A 14,753-nucleotide genomic window follows, 5' to 3' on the forward strand; every position below is an offset into this window, starting at 1 on the left:
TCATTCCAAGCCTAGGCTTTTCTACTATATTTAATTATCTTCCAATATCGCTGTGAGCTGTTCTATATGTTACTTATTTCTTTTAAAATATTACTGAACTCTTCAAATATCCTTTCCATATTTTCTAATATCTCACCCTACTGCAAAAAAACTGCAGCAAGGTTTATCCCCTCACCGCAGTTTCTTCTGTTTATTTTTCTGTTTGAACACTAACCGTTACTTTAAAAAGATCTCCATCTACAGCTATTTCCAACTGCCCACCATGAAGGTCAACAATTGACTGTGCAATCGCAAGGCCTAGCCCCGAGCCTTCTGTATGACGCGATGTATCTGCACGTTTAAAGCGTTCAATTAATTGTGATGCCTCTTCATATAGCTCATACTTTGCAACATTTTTAACCGTTAACTCTGCGTTTCCGTCAACTAATTTTAAATTTACGTAAACGCGTGTACCTTCTAATGAATACTTACGAGCATTGACGATTAAATTATCGATTACACGCCACCACTTTTGCCCATCCACATAAGCATAGATTGGCTGCTCCGAAATATTTACACGTAAATCTAAATTTGCTGTCGCGAAATCTTCCCCATGCTCACCAGCCGCCTGCTGCAACAGTTGGGCTAAATCGATGCGCTGCTTGGAAATTTCTATATTGCCACTCGCCATTTTCGATACTTCAAACAAATCCTCTATCAATGTTTTTAAACGATTCGATTTTGCATCTAAAATTCCAATATACTTACTGCGTTCTTCCTCGGAAATCGATGGATTTTTCAGTAAATCCGTGTACGTAATAATAGAAGTTAACGGTGTACGCAGATCATGGCTTACATTCGTAATCAGTTCTGTTTTCATTTGTTCACTTTTAGCCTGCTCATTCATACTAGTACGAACACCTTCACGCAGACCATTTAAATTTCGTGCATGACTTGCTAATGGAGATTTCCCCTTCACTTTCAGATCCTTTGTTAAGCGTCCATTTGCCATATCTTCTGTATGCTTCATAATACGGTTTAGGTAGCCCATACGGCGCATGAAAATATAAAGTGTTGGCAAAAAGAACACTACAAATAAAAACATATAAAAGAAAAATACTCCTCCACTTGCTGTTGCCATCACAACTGCAAGTCCAAATCCTCCAAGGAACACAACAGTAAGTAAGATTAGCGACTGCATCCCTACAGATCGATTCTCAAACATTGATTTTGCAGCGTCTACTACTTGCGAAGAAAAAGTTTGAGGCCAAATTTTTTCTAAATCTCGCTCGTTCTTTAAACTTTCCACAATCGAAACTATCATAAAAATAACTGCGGCAATAAACACAAAACTGATTATTCCCGTTATGAATAAATCAATAATCTGACTATAACGACCGGTTATATAAACTTGTGACTGAATAGATCTTATAAACATCTCATTCGTAATAATCGCGAAGTAAGCAACAATAACCATTGCTACAATACGGATATCAATCGGTAAGCGTTCAAATTGATCACGCAGTGGGAATTTCCGGTTGAAGTGCTCCCGCGTTGGTTCTAAATAAGTCATTAATAATACAAAGCTAATAATTCCTGCAAGAACAATTCCATAATATATATATTTAATAATATTAAATGCTTTCTTGTCTGTTCCTAAATACGAGTTATCAAACCAGGATTTTGGAACCGTCACAACACCCGAAATACTTTTTAAATCCCGGTCAAGCGTATAACTGTCTCTAATAATACCTAGATTATCATGGTCCGAAAAATGAATCGTATAATTACTATTGAAATCTTTCCCTACATTATTAAACGTATTCTCAAAGACCGCCTGCTCATCGACATCGCCATTACGGTAAACTTCTCCCGTTTTTTCATCTGTAAATTCGTAAGCGAAGTGACTATATTGACTTAATGTATTTTTTCTTTCGCTGTTAATGTTTTTCAGCTCTTCTTGTATCGCTTTTTTCTTTATTGCGATTATTTTTGACTTTACATAGTCATCGTCTTCGAAATTTTTCCTAATATCCTCGATTTTTGAATCACGCTCTTGCTCAAGTACTTCAATAACATCCGAGTCTTGTGCTACCTCTATGTCACCTTTATATTGCTCTTTAATATTTTGAATTTGCTCCGCCAGGGAACCGTAATGTGTACGATAACTATAAATTTCTTCTTCCGAAACGGTTAAGGCTCCTTCAAAATCTTGTTCTGTCGGTACATTAAATAAGTTTTGTGAAAGCTCGGATACTAATCGTTCCGAATCACGCTTAAAATCTTGTGATTCATTAAATGTTTTCCCAAAATAACTACTACCACTTGTAAAAATTAAAATGACTGCGGTCGCCACCACAAACATAAGAAAAAGCTGGAGGTAAATTTTATTGTTCTTCATTCGTTATTCCTCCTAATGGAATGAACATCTACCCATCATTCAGCAAATGTTCTTTTTTATATTGATAAAAAATATAAAATCTGTTTGACTAAAGGGACAAACCGCCCTGTATAATAATCAAAAAAATACGTTCCGAGATAATAAAATCCGACTACCGCGCTCATTGCCCCAATACATGTAAAAACTTTACTTTTCAATTTTATACCCTAAGCCCCATACAACTTTTAAATAGCGGGGATTTTTAGGATCAGCTTCAATTTTTTCACGGATTTTACGGATATGGACTGCTACAATATTTTCAGCGTTGTATGCAGGTTCATTCCAAACCATTTCGTAAATTTCACTAATCGAAAAAACACGTCCTGCATTTTTTAATAATAGCTCGGTGATTTTATACTCCGTCGGCGTTAGTTTGACAGGCTCCCCGTCAACTCTTACTTCCCTTGCTGCCGCATCAAGCTCAAGTCCTTCGACTAGCGGAGTTGTTTCCCCAAGTCCAAGTGTTCCGAAATTGACATAGCGTCGAAGCTGAGATTTTACACGTGCCAACAATTCTAGCGGGTGGAAAGGTTTCGTAATGTAATCATCCGCCCCAACTGAAAGGCCGTGGATTTTATCTGTCTGTTCCGCCTTTGCACTAAGCATAATAATTGGAATATTACGCTCTGCACGAATTTTGAACGTTGCGGTAATTCCATCCATATTCGGCATCATCACGTCCAAAATTATACAATGCACTTCATTTTGTTTCAGCAGCTCGATTGCCTCATTCCCGTCTGCTGCCTTCAACACCCTATATCCTTCATTTTTTAAATAAATTTCTATACCGTCCCGTATATCCTGATCGTCATCAGTCACGAGCACCGTCAGTTGATCCATCCTACTCACCTCACAACTTTTTCTTATAACTTTATAATAAATGGAACTTCTTAACATCTACCTACTCAAAATCTGAAGAATTTCTTAAGATTATCTTTAGTCTTTGATCATACAGAAAAAAGCTACCTCTTATGAAGCAGCTTTTTTTGCACCTATTGTTAATACTACAATTCCACCTAATAATAAACCAACGCCAATCCAAGCTACAAATGTTAAATGCTCGCCTACTAAAAATACGCCAAGTAATGCTGCTGTTAAAGGTTCGGCCAAGCTTAATGTCACTGCAGCGGACGAACTGATTTTCTTTAATCCGCCTAAAAATAATATGTACGCCAAACTCGTTGCAGCAAGCGCCATAAATAGCATTGCCCAAAGGTTTACGCCTTCTGTTACCCAACTGAAACCATCCTTCGCTGCCAATGGCAATAAAAATAATGCGCAAAGTATAAAGGTCATCGCAACCGCGGGTAACGTTTCCTCGCGTTTCATCAGCTGCTTACTTACATTCGTATACAGGGCAAACATGAAGCCTGCTGCCAGCGCCAATGCAATTCCAACAGGGTTTATCGTTGTATCTCCCTGATTCATAAACAACAGTAAGCAGCCGACAATCGCCAACACGGTGGCAATTGCCCAAACAAGTGTTGGGCGTACTTTCCAAAAGGCCCATTCGATTATTCCTGCAAATACTGGTGAGCTTCCTATTGTCACAACAGTCCCTACCGCCACACCTGTAAAACGGACAGATGTGAAAAACAAGCTTTGAAATAAAGCAATCGCAATCGCAGCCAGAATAGTCCACTTCCATGACCATTGACGAAACGAAATTTTCTTCATAATAATAACTGCGATCAGTAAAACTCCCCCGCCAATTGCTGAACGAATACCAGCAACTGCGAATGAGGAAATACCTTCTGTTAAAAATGTTTGTGTCGTACCGACTGTCCCCCAAAGCATCGCAGCCAATAAAACAAATATGTACGGTAAAATATTCACTATTACACCCCGCTTTTATAACCATTATGCTATCATACGTTGAATAGCCAATCGAGATGAACTTTCTCTAAATTATATTTATAATAGAATTAACCCAAAATTAAAAGGAGGCATCATGATGTATAAATCAGTCGAACAAACTGCAAATGATATAGGCATGCCGGAGCACCAGATTCTACAATACATTTATGCTGGTCGTATTAAAGCAGTGCATGATGGTGAAAACTTTTTAATTAACAGTGCGCAATTTGAAACGTACCATCAGCAGCTTGAGCGAATAAAAGAGGAAATCGAGATTTGGAAAAACACTCCTATCCCAGAAGATGTGGATATTAAGGATGAGGACTAAAGAAAAATGCAAAATCTACTCTTAGAAAAGAGCCTCGGACATAAGCCAAAAACGCCATTTTTCTCCCTGAGAAAAATGGCGTTTTTTTGCTGGCGTAAAATATCCGTTTCTTAATAAGAGTCTTTTCCTTATCCAAGCTCTTTTCGTAATTTAATTTATCTAATTCTAAGAAGCTTACTTAACCAATTTATGTTAATATTAAGTATTATTTACATAAAAATAACTAGGTGGAATTCTAATTTACATTAAAAGCTCTATAAGGGGGATTGTAATGAGAAAGTTTTTATTAGGAGCAGTATGCTTTGCAGGTATACTGAGTGGATGCACTCAATCAAATACAGATCAGACTAAAGAGATACATGATTTAAAAAAACAAGTGGACCAGATGTCACTAGAAAATGAGGCTCTCAGAAAAACGATAACGGATGAAAGAGAAGCACTCGAGGTAGCAATGAATGAACAAGCAAACAGTGATTATTCAACTATTTCATCAAAAAATATCGAAAAGTATCCCCAGACTCTTTATAAGAAAAAAAGCTTAGATATTGATGAAGATGGTGAAGAGGAAATTATTGAATTGTACGTAAATGCAGGAAAAATGGAGAATGGATTATTCGCTTGGGACGATGGTCAGAACTGGTTGTTGTTAGTGCAAGATGGTGAAAATTCTTACCCGCTATTTGATGATTATATTCAACTAGGCTCCCTGGATTTTAGTACCGCAACTTTTGATGGAAAGCCGGGAATTGTGATGCATATGACGCAGCACAGTAATATCATTATCCAAAAAATCACTTACGATCAAAAGGTAAAGGGACTTCAAAAGGAAACCTTTTATAAAAAAGAGAATATGAACGATTATTATAATCCACCCGCTTCCTATGCTCTTTTTAAAGATGCTTATGAACTTATGGGCATAGCCTTTGAGAAAACGGTCCCAATACAAGAAGCCAGTGAAAATACCCTTCAGGACCCTCAGGAGATATGGTATATCATAGAGCCGGTCTTACAGGAATTTAGAAATGCTCAACATCTGTTCGAGCTAGCCTTTACCTTGAATCCTGAACTAAATGTTTCTTTAAACGGTCCCATTACCTTTCTTAACGAAATGATTATCAACACACCAACAGCCGTTCAAGTGGATCAGTTAAAAACGATTTATAGGATGATAAAAGAGAGTGAGATACAAGAGTTAATTATAGAAGAAAACAATCAACTACACCCATCTGTTAGAGACCTGTTTCAAAAATTTGATTCTACCCTTAATGTACAGCAGAGTTCGTAACAGCAACCTAAAGACACCATTGTTTCTAAAGAGGAACAATGGTGTCTTATACTTCATGGATAATATTTAATTCATTAAGTGAGATAGCTTCTCTTTTGTTAAATTGTTACTGTAAAACCTGCCCGTTTGCCAATAATCTCCGCATAATCTTCTACCATGACACTTGCTGTCGGATACATACCTGCTCCTGGTCCGATTACGGATAATGTGCCGATATAGTCTGTTTCCATCGTTACGGCATTAAAGACATCATCTACCGGATAAAGTGGATGTTCATTATTTACTAAGAGCGGTGCAACTTTTGCATGAATTGTACCATCTTCCAGCTTTTCAACTTCTGCCACATGACGGTATCGTAGCCCTTGCGCTTTCGCATCGGCTACTTGCTCGGCTGATATTGTATCAATGCCAATCACTTCTACATCTGCCCAGTTTGGTTGTTCTCCAAATGCTAAGCTTGATAAAATCATCAGCTTTTTAAAGGCATCTTGACCCGAAATATCATTAAATGGATCTGCTTCTGCATATCCTAATTGCTGTGCTTCATTTAATGCCTTTTCAAAGCTCCAGCCCTCCGCACGCATTTTCGTTAAGATGTAGTTTGTTGTTCCGTTCAAGATTCCCTGTACGCATCTTACTTCATTTACAAGCAGGATATTTTTCATCGTTTTTATAATAGGTACACCACCTGCTACAGTTGCCTCAAAGCCAATGAATACACCATTTAACTTTGCTAATGCTTCAAGCTCTTCGCCCCGTTTAGCAAGCATGACTTTATTTGCTGTAATGACATGACATTTAGCCTCAACAGCTCGTTTTAAGTAAGTGAATGCAGGTTCTTCATTTACAATCGCTTCAAATACAACTTGCAGGCCACTTTCCTCCAGTACGTTATCCATCGATTCGGTCATTAAATGCATCGTTCCCGGTACACGCTCGCGACTAGCATCAGTCACTAAAATCTTCGCGACCTCCAGTTCTACACCCAGCTTTTCGCGAAGCTCCTGCCTCTTCTCATTTAAAATATGGTAAATTCCCTGACCTACTGTGCCAAATCCTAAGATCGCTGCCTTGATTGTTGCCATTGCCTTTCTCCTCCAAATTCTTAACACATATATATTGACGAATAATTCAAATAATTTATCTTAAAGAAATTCTATCCTATATAATACATGAAAACAAGGAGAATCTCTCCTAGAAGGACATTTGTTTACTGTAAACGGTCAAATTTCATTTAAATTCTATTGTTTAATAGCTAAATTGGGTAAACAAAAACACTAGCAGAAATTCTCTGGCTAGTGTTTAAAGTTATTTTATACTGCTACATTTACGGAATTATATACGCGCAAACGATGCGCATTTAAAATTTTTGTCATAACAAGTTCTTCTTTTACGGAGTAATTTGGCACCGCATATGGACGTTGCACTAACTGGAACTCGCCGTATTTTAAAAACCATTCGCGTGCAGGAGTTAAAATATGTGCACTTCCATGAATGTTATACTCCTCATCCACTTCCTTTATGACATAGCCTGTTGTTTCTAGATTGTGAGTTTGTTCTGAGAAAGCACTATGCCCAAAAACCTTTTGCCACATGACATTTACATCCGCTAAAATTTGCTGAATTGCACAAGCGTTTATATATTCCTTTACTTCGTTTAATTCATAAATAATATAGGCTGCTACATTTTGTGCACTGTATACTTTCCCCATGTCGAACAACTCCTTTTCTTTCAATAATGCTGCAACATTATTTCAAATATTTTGGTTGGTAGTTTTATTATTCCAATTGTATTACTAGGTATTAACTTTGTCAATAAAACTTATATAAATAGTAGGGATTAATTTTCTAAAAATTGCTTAGCTTCTCGAATGGGAAAAGCTAAGCCTTTTTTAAAGTTTTATGCGTTTGTTTCTGCGCCTACTTCAGCCGCAACTTTCGCTAATGCCTGTTCTAAATCCGCGATAATATCTTCTGCTGCCTCTAAACCGATTGATAAGCGAATGAGCTCCTCTGAAACACCGGCTACTTTTAATTCTTCTGCAGATAATTGTTGGTGTGTTGTACTAGCAGGATGGATAATTAATGAACGGGCATCCCCAACGTTTGCTACATGCGAGAACAATTCCACGTTATCAATTACTTGGCGACCTGCTTCACGTCCGCCTTTAATGCCGAACGTAATAATCGATCCAAAGCCGTTTTTCAAATATTTCTTCGCCAAATCATGTGTTGCAAAATCTTCAAAGCCGTTGTAATTTACATATTCCACAAATGGGTGGTTTCTTAAATACTCTGCAACTTTTTGTGTATTTTCGTTATGTCGGACAATACGCAAATGAAGCGTTTCTAGTCCTTGTAGGAAATTAAATGCCGCGTCAGCAGATAATGTTGGACCAAAATCACGCAATAGTTGAACACGAAGCTTTGTCGCAAATGCAGCGCCTGCTGTGTCAATCCCGTAGCGTAGGCCATGGTAAGAAGTATCCGGTTCCGTAAATCCTGGATGTCTTCCTTGCGTCCAGTCGAATTTCCCGGCATCAACGACAATCCCGCCAATCGTCGTTCCATGACCGCCAATCCATTTTGTTGCAGAATGAATGACAACATCCGCGCCGAATTCAATCGGATTACTTCCATATGGGGAAGCAAATGTGCTGTCGATTAATAAAGGAAGACCATTGTCATGAGCGATGTTTGCTACCGCTTCAATATCCAGTACTTTCAAGCTTGGATTTCCGATAATTTCAGCAAAGATTGCTTTCGTCTTATCAGTAATTGCCGCTAGGAAATTTTCCGGATTTGATTCGTCTACAAACTTGACCGTAATGCCGTAGCGTGGCAATGTTGTTGCGAATAAATTGTATGTCCCTCCGTAAAGAGAACCTGCTGCGACAATTTCATCTCCTGCACCGGCTACATTTAAAATGGAGAATGCCACTGCTGCTGCGCCAGATGATAGCCCTACTGCAGCTGTGCCACCCTCAAGTAAAGCAACACGTTCTTCAAATGCCCCAACTGTCGGATTCATAATACGAGAATAAATATTGCCCGTTTCCTGTAATGCAAATAGACGTTGCGCATGAGCAGTGTCATTGAATGCATAGGCAGTTGTACGATATACGGGAACTGCAATTGCCCCCGTCACAGGATCTGGCTTTTGCCCCCCGTGCAATAATAAAGTTTCTGGTCTTAAATTCGTCACTCTAATAACCTCCTAAAAATTATTCGATGGTGAAATCGGTGTTTTTGAGGAGGATTTTTTAAATGAAAAAAACCCCCTTCAGTTAAGAAGAGGGTTTTGCGTATGAGCAAGTTTGCCTCCTCTTATCTTTCAAAATGACTGTCCATTTTGTAGGATGTAGCACCTTAGTCAGTTGATCACTCACTGGTTGCCGGGCATCTCAGGGCCTATTCCCTCCGCCGCTCTTGATAAGAGATATGTGATTTATGTTCCATCGTTGATTTTCAGTATAAAACAGAGTAATTCTATAAGTCAACCAAAAAATTAAAATTTTCTGATTTTAATTTTATTCTCAAAAATGGTTTATCTCCCTACACTAAAATAATTATACTCTTCTATACAATTTCTGCTTAAAACAAGATTTTTCTCAAGATATTTATTCACCAAATATTAACATTAATCATTTTTCGGAAGTGCTATAATCATAATTGTTAAAGGATTTCCCCTACAATTGGAAATAAAGAATACGTTTGACTTTTAGAAAAATGGGTATATTTTTTCTTATTAATTTATTATTTAACTAAAACTTTAAATGAAGTGAGGCGTTACGTATGGCAACAGAAGCGACAAGTAAACGAAATTTAAAACCTGTATGGATAGTTTTAGCGTTTGCAGCACTCATTACAATTGTTTTACTTCCAAATAGTGGTGGAGATCTTCCCGTTGTTGGACAACGAGCATTAGCTATTTTAGCATTTGCCGTTATATTATGGGTAACCGAAGCCGTAGCCTATCCGGTTAGTTCTGCAATGATTTTGGCATCCATCGCTGTTTTATTGGGTTTGGCTCCGAGTATGGAAGATCCTTCTGTACAAATGGGTACAAATGAAGCATTAAAATTAGCATTAGGTGGATTTAGTAGCTCCTCCGTTGCATTAGTCGGAGCCGCATTATTTTTAGCGGCAGCGATGCAAATTACAAACTTACATAAGCGTATTGCACTGTGGGTTTTATCGTTGGTTGGAACAAAAACGAAAGCATTAGTAGTTGGCGCAATTTTAGTAGCAATTGTATTAGCCTTTGTTGTACCAAGCGCGACCGCTCGTGCTGGTGCAGTTGTACCCATTCTATTAGGGGTTGTCGCTGCATTTGGTTTATCAAAAGAAAGTAGACTTGCGGCGTTGTTAGTTATTACCGCTACTCAAGCTGTTTCAATTTGGAATGTGGGGATTAAAACTGCTGCTGCGCAAAACTTAGTAGCACTTGGTTTTATTAACTCTGAATTTGGAGTCGATATTTCCTGGGGCAGGTGGTTTATGTATGCTGCGCCGTTTTCTATTATCATGTCATTTGTATTATTCTTCGTTATGATTAAATTAATAAAACCAGAAACGGATAATATCGCTGGCGGAAAAGAAATTATCGGTGTGCAATTACAAGAGCTAGGTCCATTAAAACGCAAAGAAATCACGTTAATCATTACATCTATTTTATTATTATTCTTCTGGTCTACAGAAGGAAAATTGCATCCATTTGATACAACAACAATCACCATATTGGCAATTGCCTTTTTACTGACACCTAAAATTGGTGTATTCAATTGGAAAGAAGCTTCTAGCCGTATTGATTGGGGTACATTGATTGTTTTTGCAGTTGGTATTTCACTCGGAACGACGCTTTTAAGTACAAAAGGTGCCGCATGGCTGTCCGATACGATTTTCGGTTCTCTTGGATTAGATACAATGCCTATTTTAGCTACCATTGCATTAGTTACTGTTTTCAACATTGTCATTCATTTAGGTTTTGCATCTGCGACGAGCTTGGCTTCCGCACTAATTCCCGTATTTATTGCATTGGCTATTAGTTTACCGATGCCTGTAGAAAACCAAATTGGATTTGTGTTAATCCAGCAATTTGTTATTTGTTTCGGATTCCTATTACCAGTAAGCGCGCCACAAAACATGCTTGCTTATGGTACAGGCGCATTTACAACAAAGGATTTTTTGAAGTCAGGTATTCCGCTAACAATCGTTGGCTATATTTTAATACTTCTTCTTAGTGCAACCTACTGGAAATGGATTGGGCTATTATAATCGACTTCACATAGAAAATTGACTAAAATAAGCTTAAAGGGATCGTTCCTTTAAGCTTTTCTAATACATACAAAGGGAGATGTTCATGTGGAAACGAGAGAATTGTTACGTAGTCACTCATCTGTTCGGAAATATACAGGTGAAGTAATTTCAAAAGATACGGTCATTGATTTAATCGAAACGGCCCAAATGGCAGCAAGCTCACACTTTGTTCAAGCATATAGTGTTATATGGGTAACGGATGAAGAAAAGAAAGCAAAATTAGGTGAGCTATCGAAGAATGAATTCCAATTCCAAACAGCTGGTGCCTCATTTCTATTTTGCGTAGACTTCAAGCGATTACAAGCAGCAGGTCAAAAGCACGGTGTTAACATCGTCACAGACTCAGCGGAAAACTTACTTGTAGGGGTTGCAGATGTTTCACTATTTGCTCAAAACTTCGTTGTTGCAGCAGAAGCAATGGGCTACGGTATTTGCTATATTGGCGGTGCACGTACAAATCCAAATGAGATTAGCGACCTATTCAACTTGCCGGAAAATGTATTCCCACTATTTGCAATGACAATCGGGACACCTACAAAACGAAACGAAACAAAACCACGTTTACCAGTAGATGCCGTGTTACACGAAAACAGCTATAACGTTGAAAAGTATGAAACTCTTTTAGATGAATACGATGCAACAATGGAAAGCTATTACGCAAGCCGTTCTTCCAATCAAAAAATAGCTACATGGACGAAGCAAATGGCTGACTATTTAATTGAACAAAAACGACCGCATATTAAGAATTTCTTAGCTTCTAAAGGATTTAACTGGAAGTAATAGAAAGTTTAAAGAGGCTGGAACAAAATCAAAAACATCATTTTTCTCTGAGAGAAAAATGATGTTTTTTTGCTGTACACACAATTGATTCCCATTCCGGGGACGCTTTCCACGGGCGTGGCCAGAGCCTGTAGCCTCAGGCATCACGCTACTCCCGCAGGAAGCTTTGCTTGTAGCGAAAGGTGATAGCCGTCAGCTACACTCGCCCCTCCAATCAATTTTATTAAATATCCATTTCTTAGTGAGGGTTTTCTTCTTATTCTATGAGATTTCTACTTATGTCCTACCCTCTTTTTATTTTTCTACAACGCTAACATTGGTTTCCATTATACTAGTGGATTTTTTCTCGTTAGTTCTTTCTATATAAGCATAATGGAAATTAATTTTATTGCCGCAGTTAATTCGATCTTTAATACCTAAGATTTTTATACTAAGTTTTGTTAAAATAATGTTACCTCTTTAATAAAAGGAAGGAATTAAAATGACCTCTAGCCTTGTAGCAAAATCCTTGGAACATCAACATTTAAAAACAGTGCGCAAACATTTATTGCAAATAATTGATATTAACACTGCACTAAGAGATCTCCACAATCAGATTGAATCACATATTAATAAAGAAAAATATGAAGCAATAACTGCTTATGTAAATCAATATATCTCCTATACACATATTTGGCAGATTAAATTTGTTTGCAATTTGGAAGACCCGGAAGTGGCCCTATTGCAAATTTTCCACTTACATTATATTCTCGAACGTGAACAAGGAGAGAAATTTGCGAAATTGCGTGAAATTTTAAAAGAACAAAACGAAAAATTCATGTCAATTACACTTTATTCGGATAATCATATTGAAGAACGTTATAAAAAAATGCTGCATTTTATTCAAGAGTATTAGATGCAGCAAATTGTTAAAAATATGTTTTACCTAAAGAATAAAGGAGCGTGCCGAAACTAACGGCATACTCCTTTATTTTTATTATAATCCTACAATCTGCAGTGCTTTTACAGGTTGGAAATCTTCCCCTGTTTTTGCATATGTCAGCACTACTTTATCGCCTTCCTGCAAGTAAATCGCAAAAGGTGCTGTTTCTGAGCTTACAATAAAGCTTTCACCAGTTTTTGTTAAGAACGATACAATTGTGAAATCCCCTACACGTTCTTTATAAACACGGACAACTTCTGATGCCAACTGTGCTTCCTCGGCATTCGAAGAGCCATCTACCGTACTTCCACCCCTGCTGAGGGCTGTTTTATATAGTCTTAGCGCTTCGTTAGGTGTTGTACCGAATGCTGAAATTTCCGGATTAGCCGCGGAAACGATGAAATAGTTTTGTAAGAAGCCATTTGCATCTAAAACAGCCGATAGCCAGCTTGCTTCTCCGTAAAAATTATAAAGAATCGGCATTTCACCGTTCCATTCTTTTTCGATGAATTTTTTCTCAATTATATCTAGAGCCCCTTGTGAATCCATGTAGGACTCTTCCAAATTCCCCGTATAATAAGTTGCTTCACCTGAACGTGCATGTGTTAATGCATAGCCAAGCATTGAATCAACGCCCTCTTTAGGACTAGTGAAATCAGTGAAATAATACATTTCTCCATCTTCCATAAAGATTGGGCTTACATTTGCTTCTGTACCTTCATCACTCGGTAATTTTACATCCTTTTTACCGACAAGACTATTCCAAAAGCCATGGACATAGTTTCCGTAGTAACTGTTCTGTAAGCTTACTGTCTCTGGAGATACTGCGCCATCAATAAATTCCGGAACATCCGCCGTCGCAATCATTTCAGATTGACCTGTTTTTGCATCGACAAGTACAATACCTTTTACGTCAAAGCCGTTACGCGCAGAAATAAATTCCCCAAATGATCGAATGTAATAAGGATGACCATCTTCGTCGATTTCCAATTGAGGATCACCGTAAAAAATCAACGTAGGATAATTTAATCGAATGTGGCGTTCCAGATTTTTATTAAAGTAGGCCGATGGAACATAGCTCATTTCCGATTTAATAAATTTCGGATTATCACTGGAATCCGTCGCACTCATTGTGAAATAACCTGGTGTCGTTTTTCCATTGAACCATTTAAATACACCGGAAAATTCCACAGGTGCAATATACACATACTTATCATTTACTTTTTGAATTTGTAAGCTTCCTAATTCATAGTAGCTTGTGTTTGGTACTTGACCAAAGGCTTTTTTCATTTTGTTTCTTACGAATTGTGGTGGCACACTCGCCGGTGTTTTCTTCTCATCAAACGGCGAAATTTCTGTTTGCTCTTTCATTTGAGCAGATTCATATTTCTCATCAGCATTAAAAAATGGTGCACTTACTAAATAGCCTATTCCGATTATCCCACCAAGCACGATAGCCGATTTTATTTTTTGTTCAACACCGACTGCAAATATTGCCCCTGCAATCGCCACTACGGGTAATACATATAAGAATATTGTCCAGCTCAGATCAATTTTAGATATATAAACCGTTAAAAACACAGAAATAAAACTTAAAATAAATGTTGTAATCGCTAGTATGGAAAATGTTTTTGTTGATAGCTCATTATTTTTAACTTGTTTTGTTAGCGGTACTAAAAGTAATGTTATTAAAAGTGAACCAATTGCCGTTATTAGCAATAACTGTCCCATATTACTCACCTCTCTCTGTTCTATTTACGAATAAGTAAAAAAAAAGATTCATAAACATTAGGAAAAATTCATTACAGTAATAAAAAAACTATATATTACGTTTTTTGTTTGG

Annotated in this window: 12 protein-coding genes and 1 riboswitch; of the genes, 5 read left to right on the forward strand and 7 right to left on the reverse strand. The window is 37.6% G+C overall.

Features of this window, described 5'->3' with window-relative positions; translation table 11 throughout:
- Positions 1–190: 190 nt before the first annotated feature.
- The 3 genes from SNE38_RS11835 to SNE38_RS11845 form a co-directional block, all read right to left on the reverse strand.
- A complete protein-coding gene (locus tag SNE38_RS11835; RefSeq protein WP_191704637.1) occupies positions 191–2,380 on the reverse strand; it encodes a sensor histidine kinase in 2,190 nt (729 codons plus the stop codon).
- A gap of 186 nt (positions 2,381–2,566) precedes the next feature.
- The gene (locus tag SNE38_RS11840; protein ID WP_191704636.1) at positions 2,567–3,259 is read right to left on the reverse strand and encodes a response regulator transcription factor; all 693 of its coding nucleotides are present in this window, start codon (positions 3,257–3,259) and stop codon (positions 2,567–2,569) included.
- A gap of 129 nt (positions 3,260–3,388) precedes the next feature.
- A complete protein-coding gene (locus tag SNE38_RS11845; protein ID WP_191704635.1) occupies positions 3,389–4,255 on the reverse strand; it encodes an EamA family transporter in 867 nt (288 codons plus the stop codon).
- Positions 4,256–4,373: 118 nt separating this feature from the next.
- Between SNE38_RS11845 and SNE38_RS11850 the strand changes: the two genes are divergently transcribed.
- Together SNE38_RS11850 and SNE38_RS11855 are read left to right on the forward strand one after the other, a co-directional pair.
- Positions 4,374–4,604, forward strand: a complete 231-nt coding sequence (locus SNE38_RS11850) for a DNA-binding protein (RefSeq protein WP_191704634.1) — start codon at positions 4,374–4,376, stop codon at positions 4,602–4,604.
- Positions 4,605–4,875: 271 nt separating this feature from the next.
- Positions 4,876–5,889: a hypothetical protein gene (locus SNE38_RS11855; RefSeq protein ID WP_191704633.1), complete on the forward strand. Its 1,014-nt coding sequence runs from the start codon at positions 4,876–4,878 to the stop codon at positions 5,887–5,889.
- A 98-nt stretch (positions 5,890–5,987) separates the two neighbouring features.
- On the opposite strand, the gene SNE38_RS11860 is transcribed toward SNE38_RS11855, so the two are convergent.
- The 3 genes from SNE38_RS11860 to SNE38_RS11870 all read right to left on the reverse strand — a co-directional run bounded on the left by SNE38_RS11860 (position 5,988) and on the right by SNE38_RS11870 (position 9,094).
- Positions 5,988–6,974, reverse strand: a complete 987-nt coding sequence (locus SNE38_RS11860; RefSeq protein ID WP_191704632.1) for a homoserine dehydrogenase — start codon at positions 6,972–6,974, stop codon at positions 5,988–5,990.
- A 228-nt stretch (positions 6,975–7,202) separates the two neighbouring features.
- Positions 7,203–7,601 (reverse strand): hypothetical protein, encoded by a 399-nt coding sequence (locus SNE38_RS11865; protein ID WP_191704631.1) that lies wholly within the window; start codon positions 7,599–7,601, stop codon positions 7,203–7,205.
- A 188-nt stretch (positions 7,602–7,789) separates the two neighbouring features.
- Positions 7,790–9,094 (reverse strand): O-acetylhomoserine aminocarboxypropyltransferase/cysteine synthase family protein, encoded by a 1,305-nt coding sequence (locus SNE38_RS11870; RefSeq protein WP_336046549.1) that lies wholly within the window; start codon positions 9,092–9,094, stop codon positions 7,790–7,792.
- Positions 9,095–9,213: 119 nt separating this feature from the next.
- Positions 9,214–9,328: riboswitch (SAM riboswitch) on the reverse strand.
- Between the two features lie 356 nt (positions 9,329–9,684).
- Here SNE38_RS11870 and SNE38_RS11875 point away from each other — a divergent pair.
- From SNE38_RS11875 to SNE38_RS11885, 3 genes are all read left to right on the forward strand, one after another.
- Positions 9,685–11,166 (forward strand): DASS family sodium-coupled anion symporter, encoded by a 1,482-nt coding sequence (locus tag SNE38_RS11875; protein ID WP_191704629.1) that lies wholly within the window; start codon positions 9,685–9,687, stop codon positions 11,164–11,166.
- An 87-nt stretch (positions 11,167–11,253) separates the two neighbouring features.
- On the forward strand, positions 11,254–11,988 hold the full coding sequence (gene nfsA / locus SNE38_RS11880; RefSeq protein WP_336046550.1) for an oxygen-insensitive NADPH nitroreductase: 735 nt from the start codon (positions 11,254–11,256) through the stop codon (positions 11,986–11,988).
- Between the two features lie 508 nt (positions 11,989–12,496).
- The gene (locus SNE38_RS11885; RefSeq protein WP_336046551.1) at positions 12,497–12,883 is read left to right on the forward strand and encodes a hypothetical protein; all 387 of its coding nucleotides are present in this window, start codon (positions 12,497–12,499) and stop codon (positions 12,881–12,883) included.
- Between the two features lie 81 nt (positions 12,884–12,964).
- On the opposite strand, the gene SNE38_RS11890 is transcribed toward SNE38_RS11885, so the two are convergent.
- Positions 12,965–14,641, reverse strand: coding sequence for a hypothetical protein (locus SNE38_RS11890; RefSeq protein ID WP_191704626.1), 1,677 nt, complete (start codon positions 14,639–14,641; stop codon positions 12,965–12,967).
- Between the last annotated feature and the right edge of the window lie 112 nt (positions 14,642–14,753).

It is taken from the genome of Solibacillus ferritrahens (genome assembly GCF_037027585.1).
Lineage (GTDB): Bacteria > Bacillota > Bacilli > Bacillales_A > Planococcaceae > Solibacillus > Solibacillus ferritrahens.

Bases quoted from the DNA above. Each gene is read 5' to 3' on its own strand.
- SNE38_RS11835 (WP_191704637.1), bottom strand. From the start codon at position 2,380: ATGAAGAACAATAAAATTTACCTCCAGCTTTTTCTTATGTTTGTGGTG.
- SNE38_RS11840 (WP_191704636.1), bottom strand. From the start codon at position 3,259: ATGGATCAACTGACGGTGCTCGTGACTGATGACGATCAGGATATACGG.
- SNE38_RS11850 (WP_191704634.1), top strand. From the start codon at position 4,374: ATGTATAAATCAGTCGAACAAACTGCAAATGATATAGGCATGCCGGAG.
- SNE38_RS11855 (WP_191704633.1), top strand. From the start codon at position 4,876: ATGAGAAAGTTTTTATTAGGAGCAGTATGCTTTGCAGGTATACTGAGT.
- SNE38_RS11860 (WP_191704632.1), bottom strand. From the start codon at position 6,974: ATGGCAACAATCAAGGCAGCGATCTTAGGATTTGGCACAGTAGGTCAG.
- SNE38_RS11865 (WP_191704631.1), bottom strand. From the start codon at position 7,601: ATGGGGAAAGTATACAGTGCACAAAATGTAGCAGCCTATATTATTTAT.
- SNE38_RS11875 (WP_191704629.1), top strand. From the start codon at position 9,685: ATGGCAACAGAAGCGACAAGTAAACGAAATTTAAAACCTGTATGGATA.
- SNE38_RS11890 (WP_191704626.1), bottom strand. From the start codon at position 14,641: ATGGGACAGTTATTGCTAATAACGGCAATTGGTTCACTTTTAATAACA.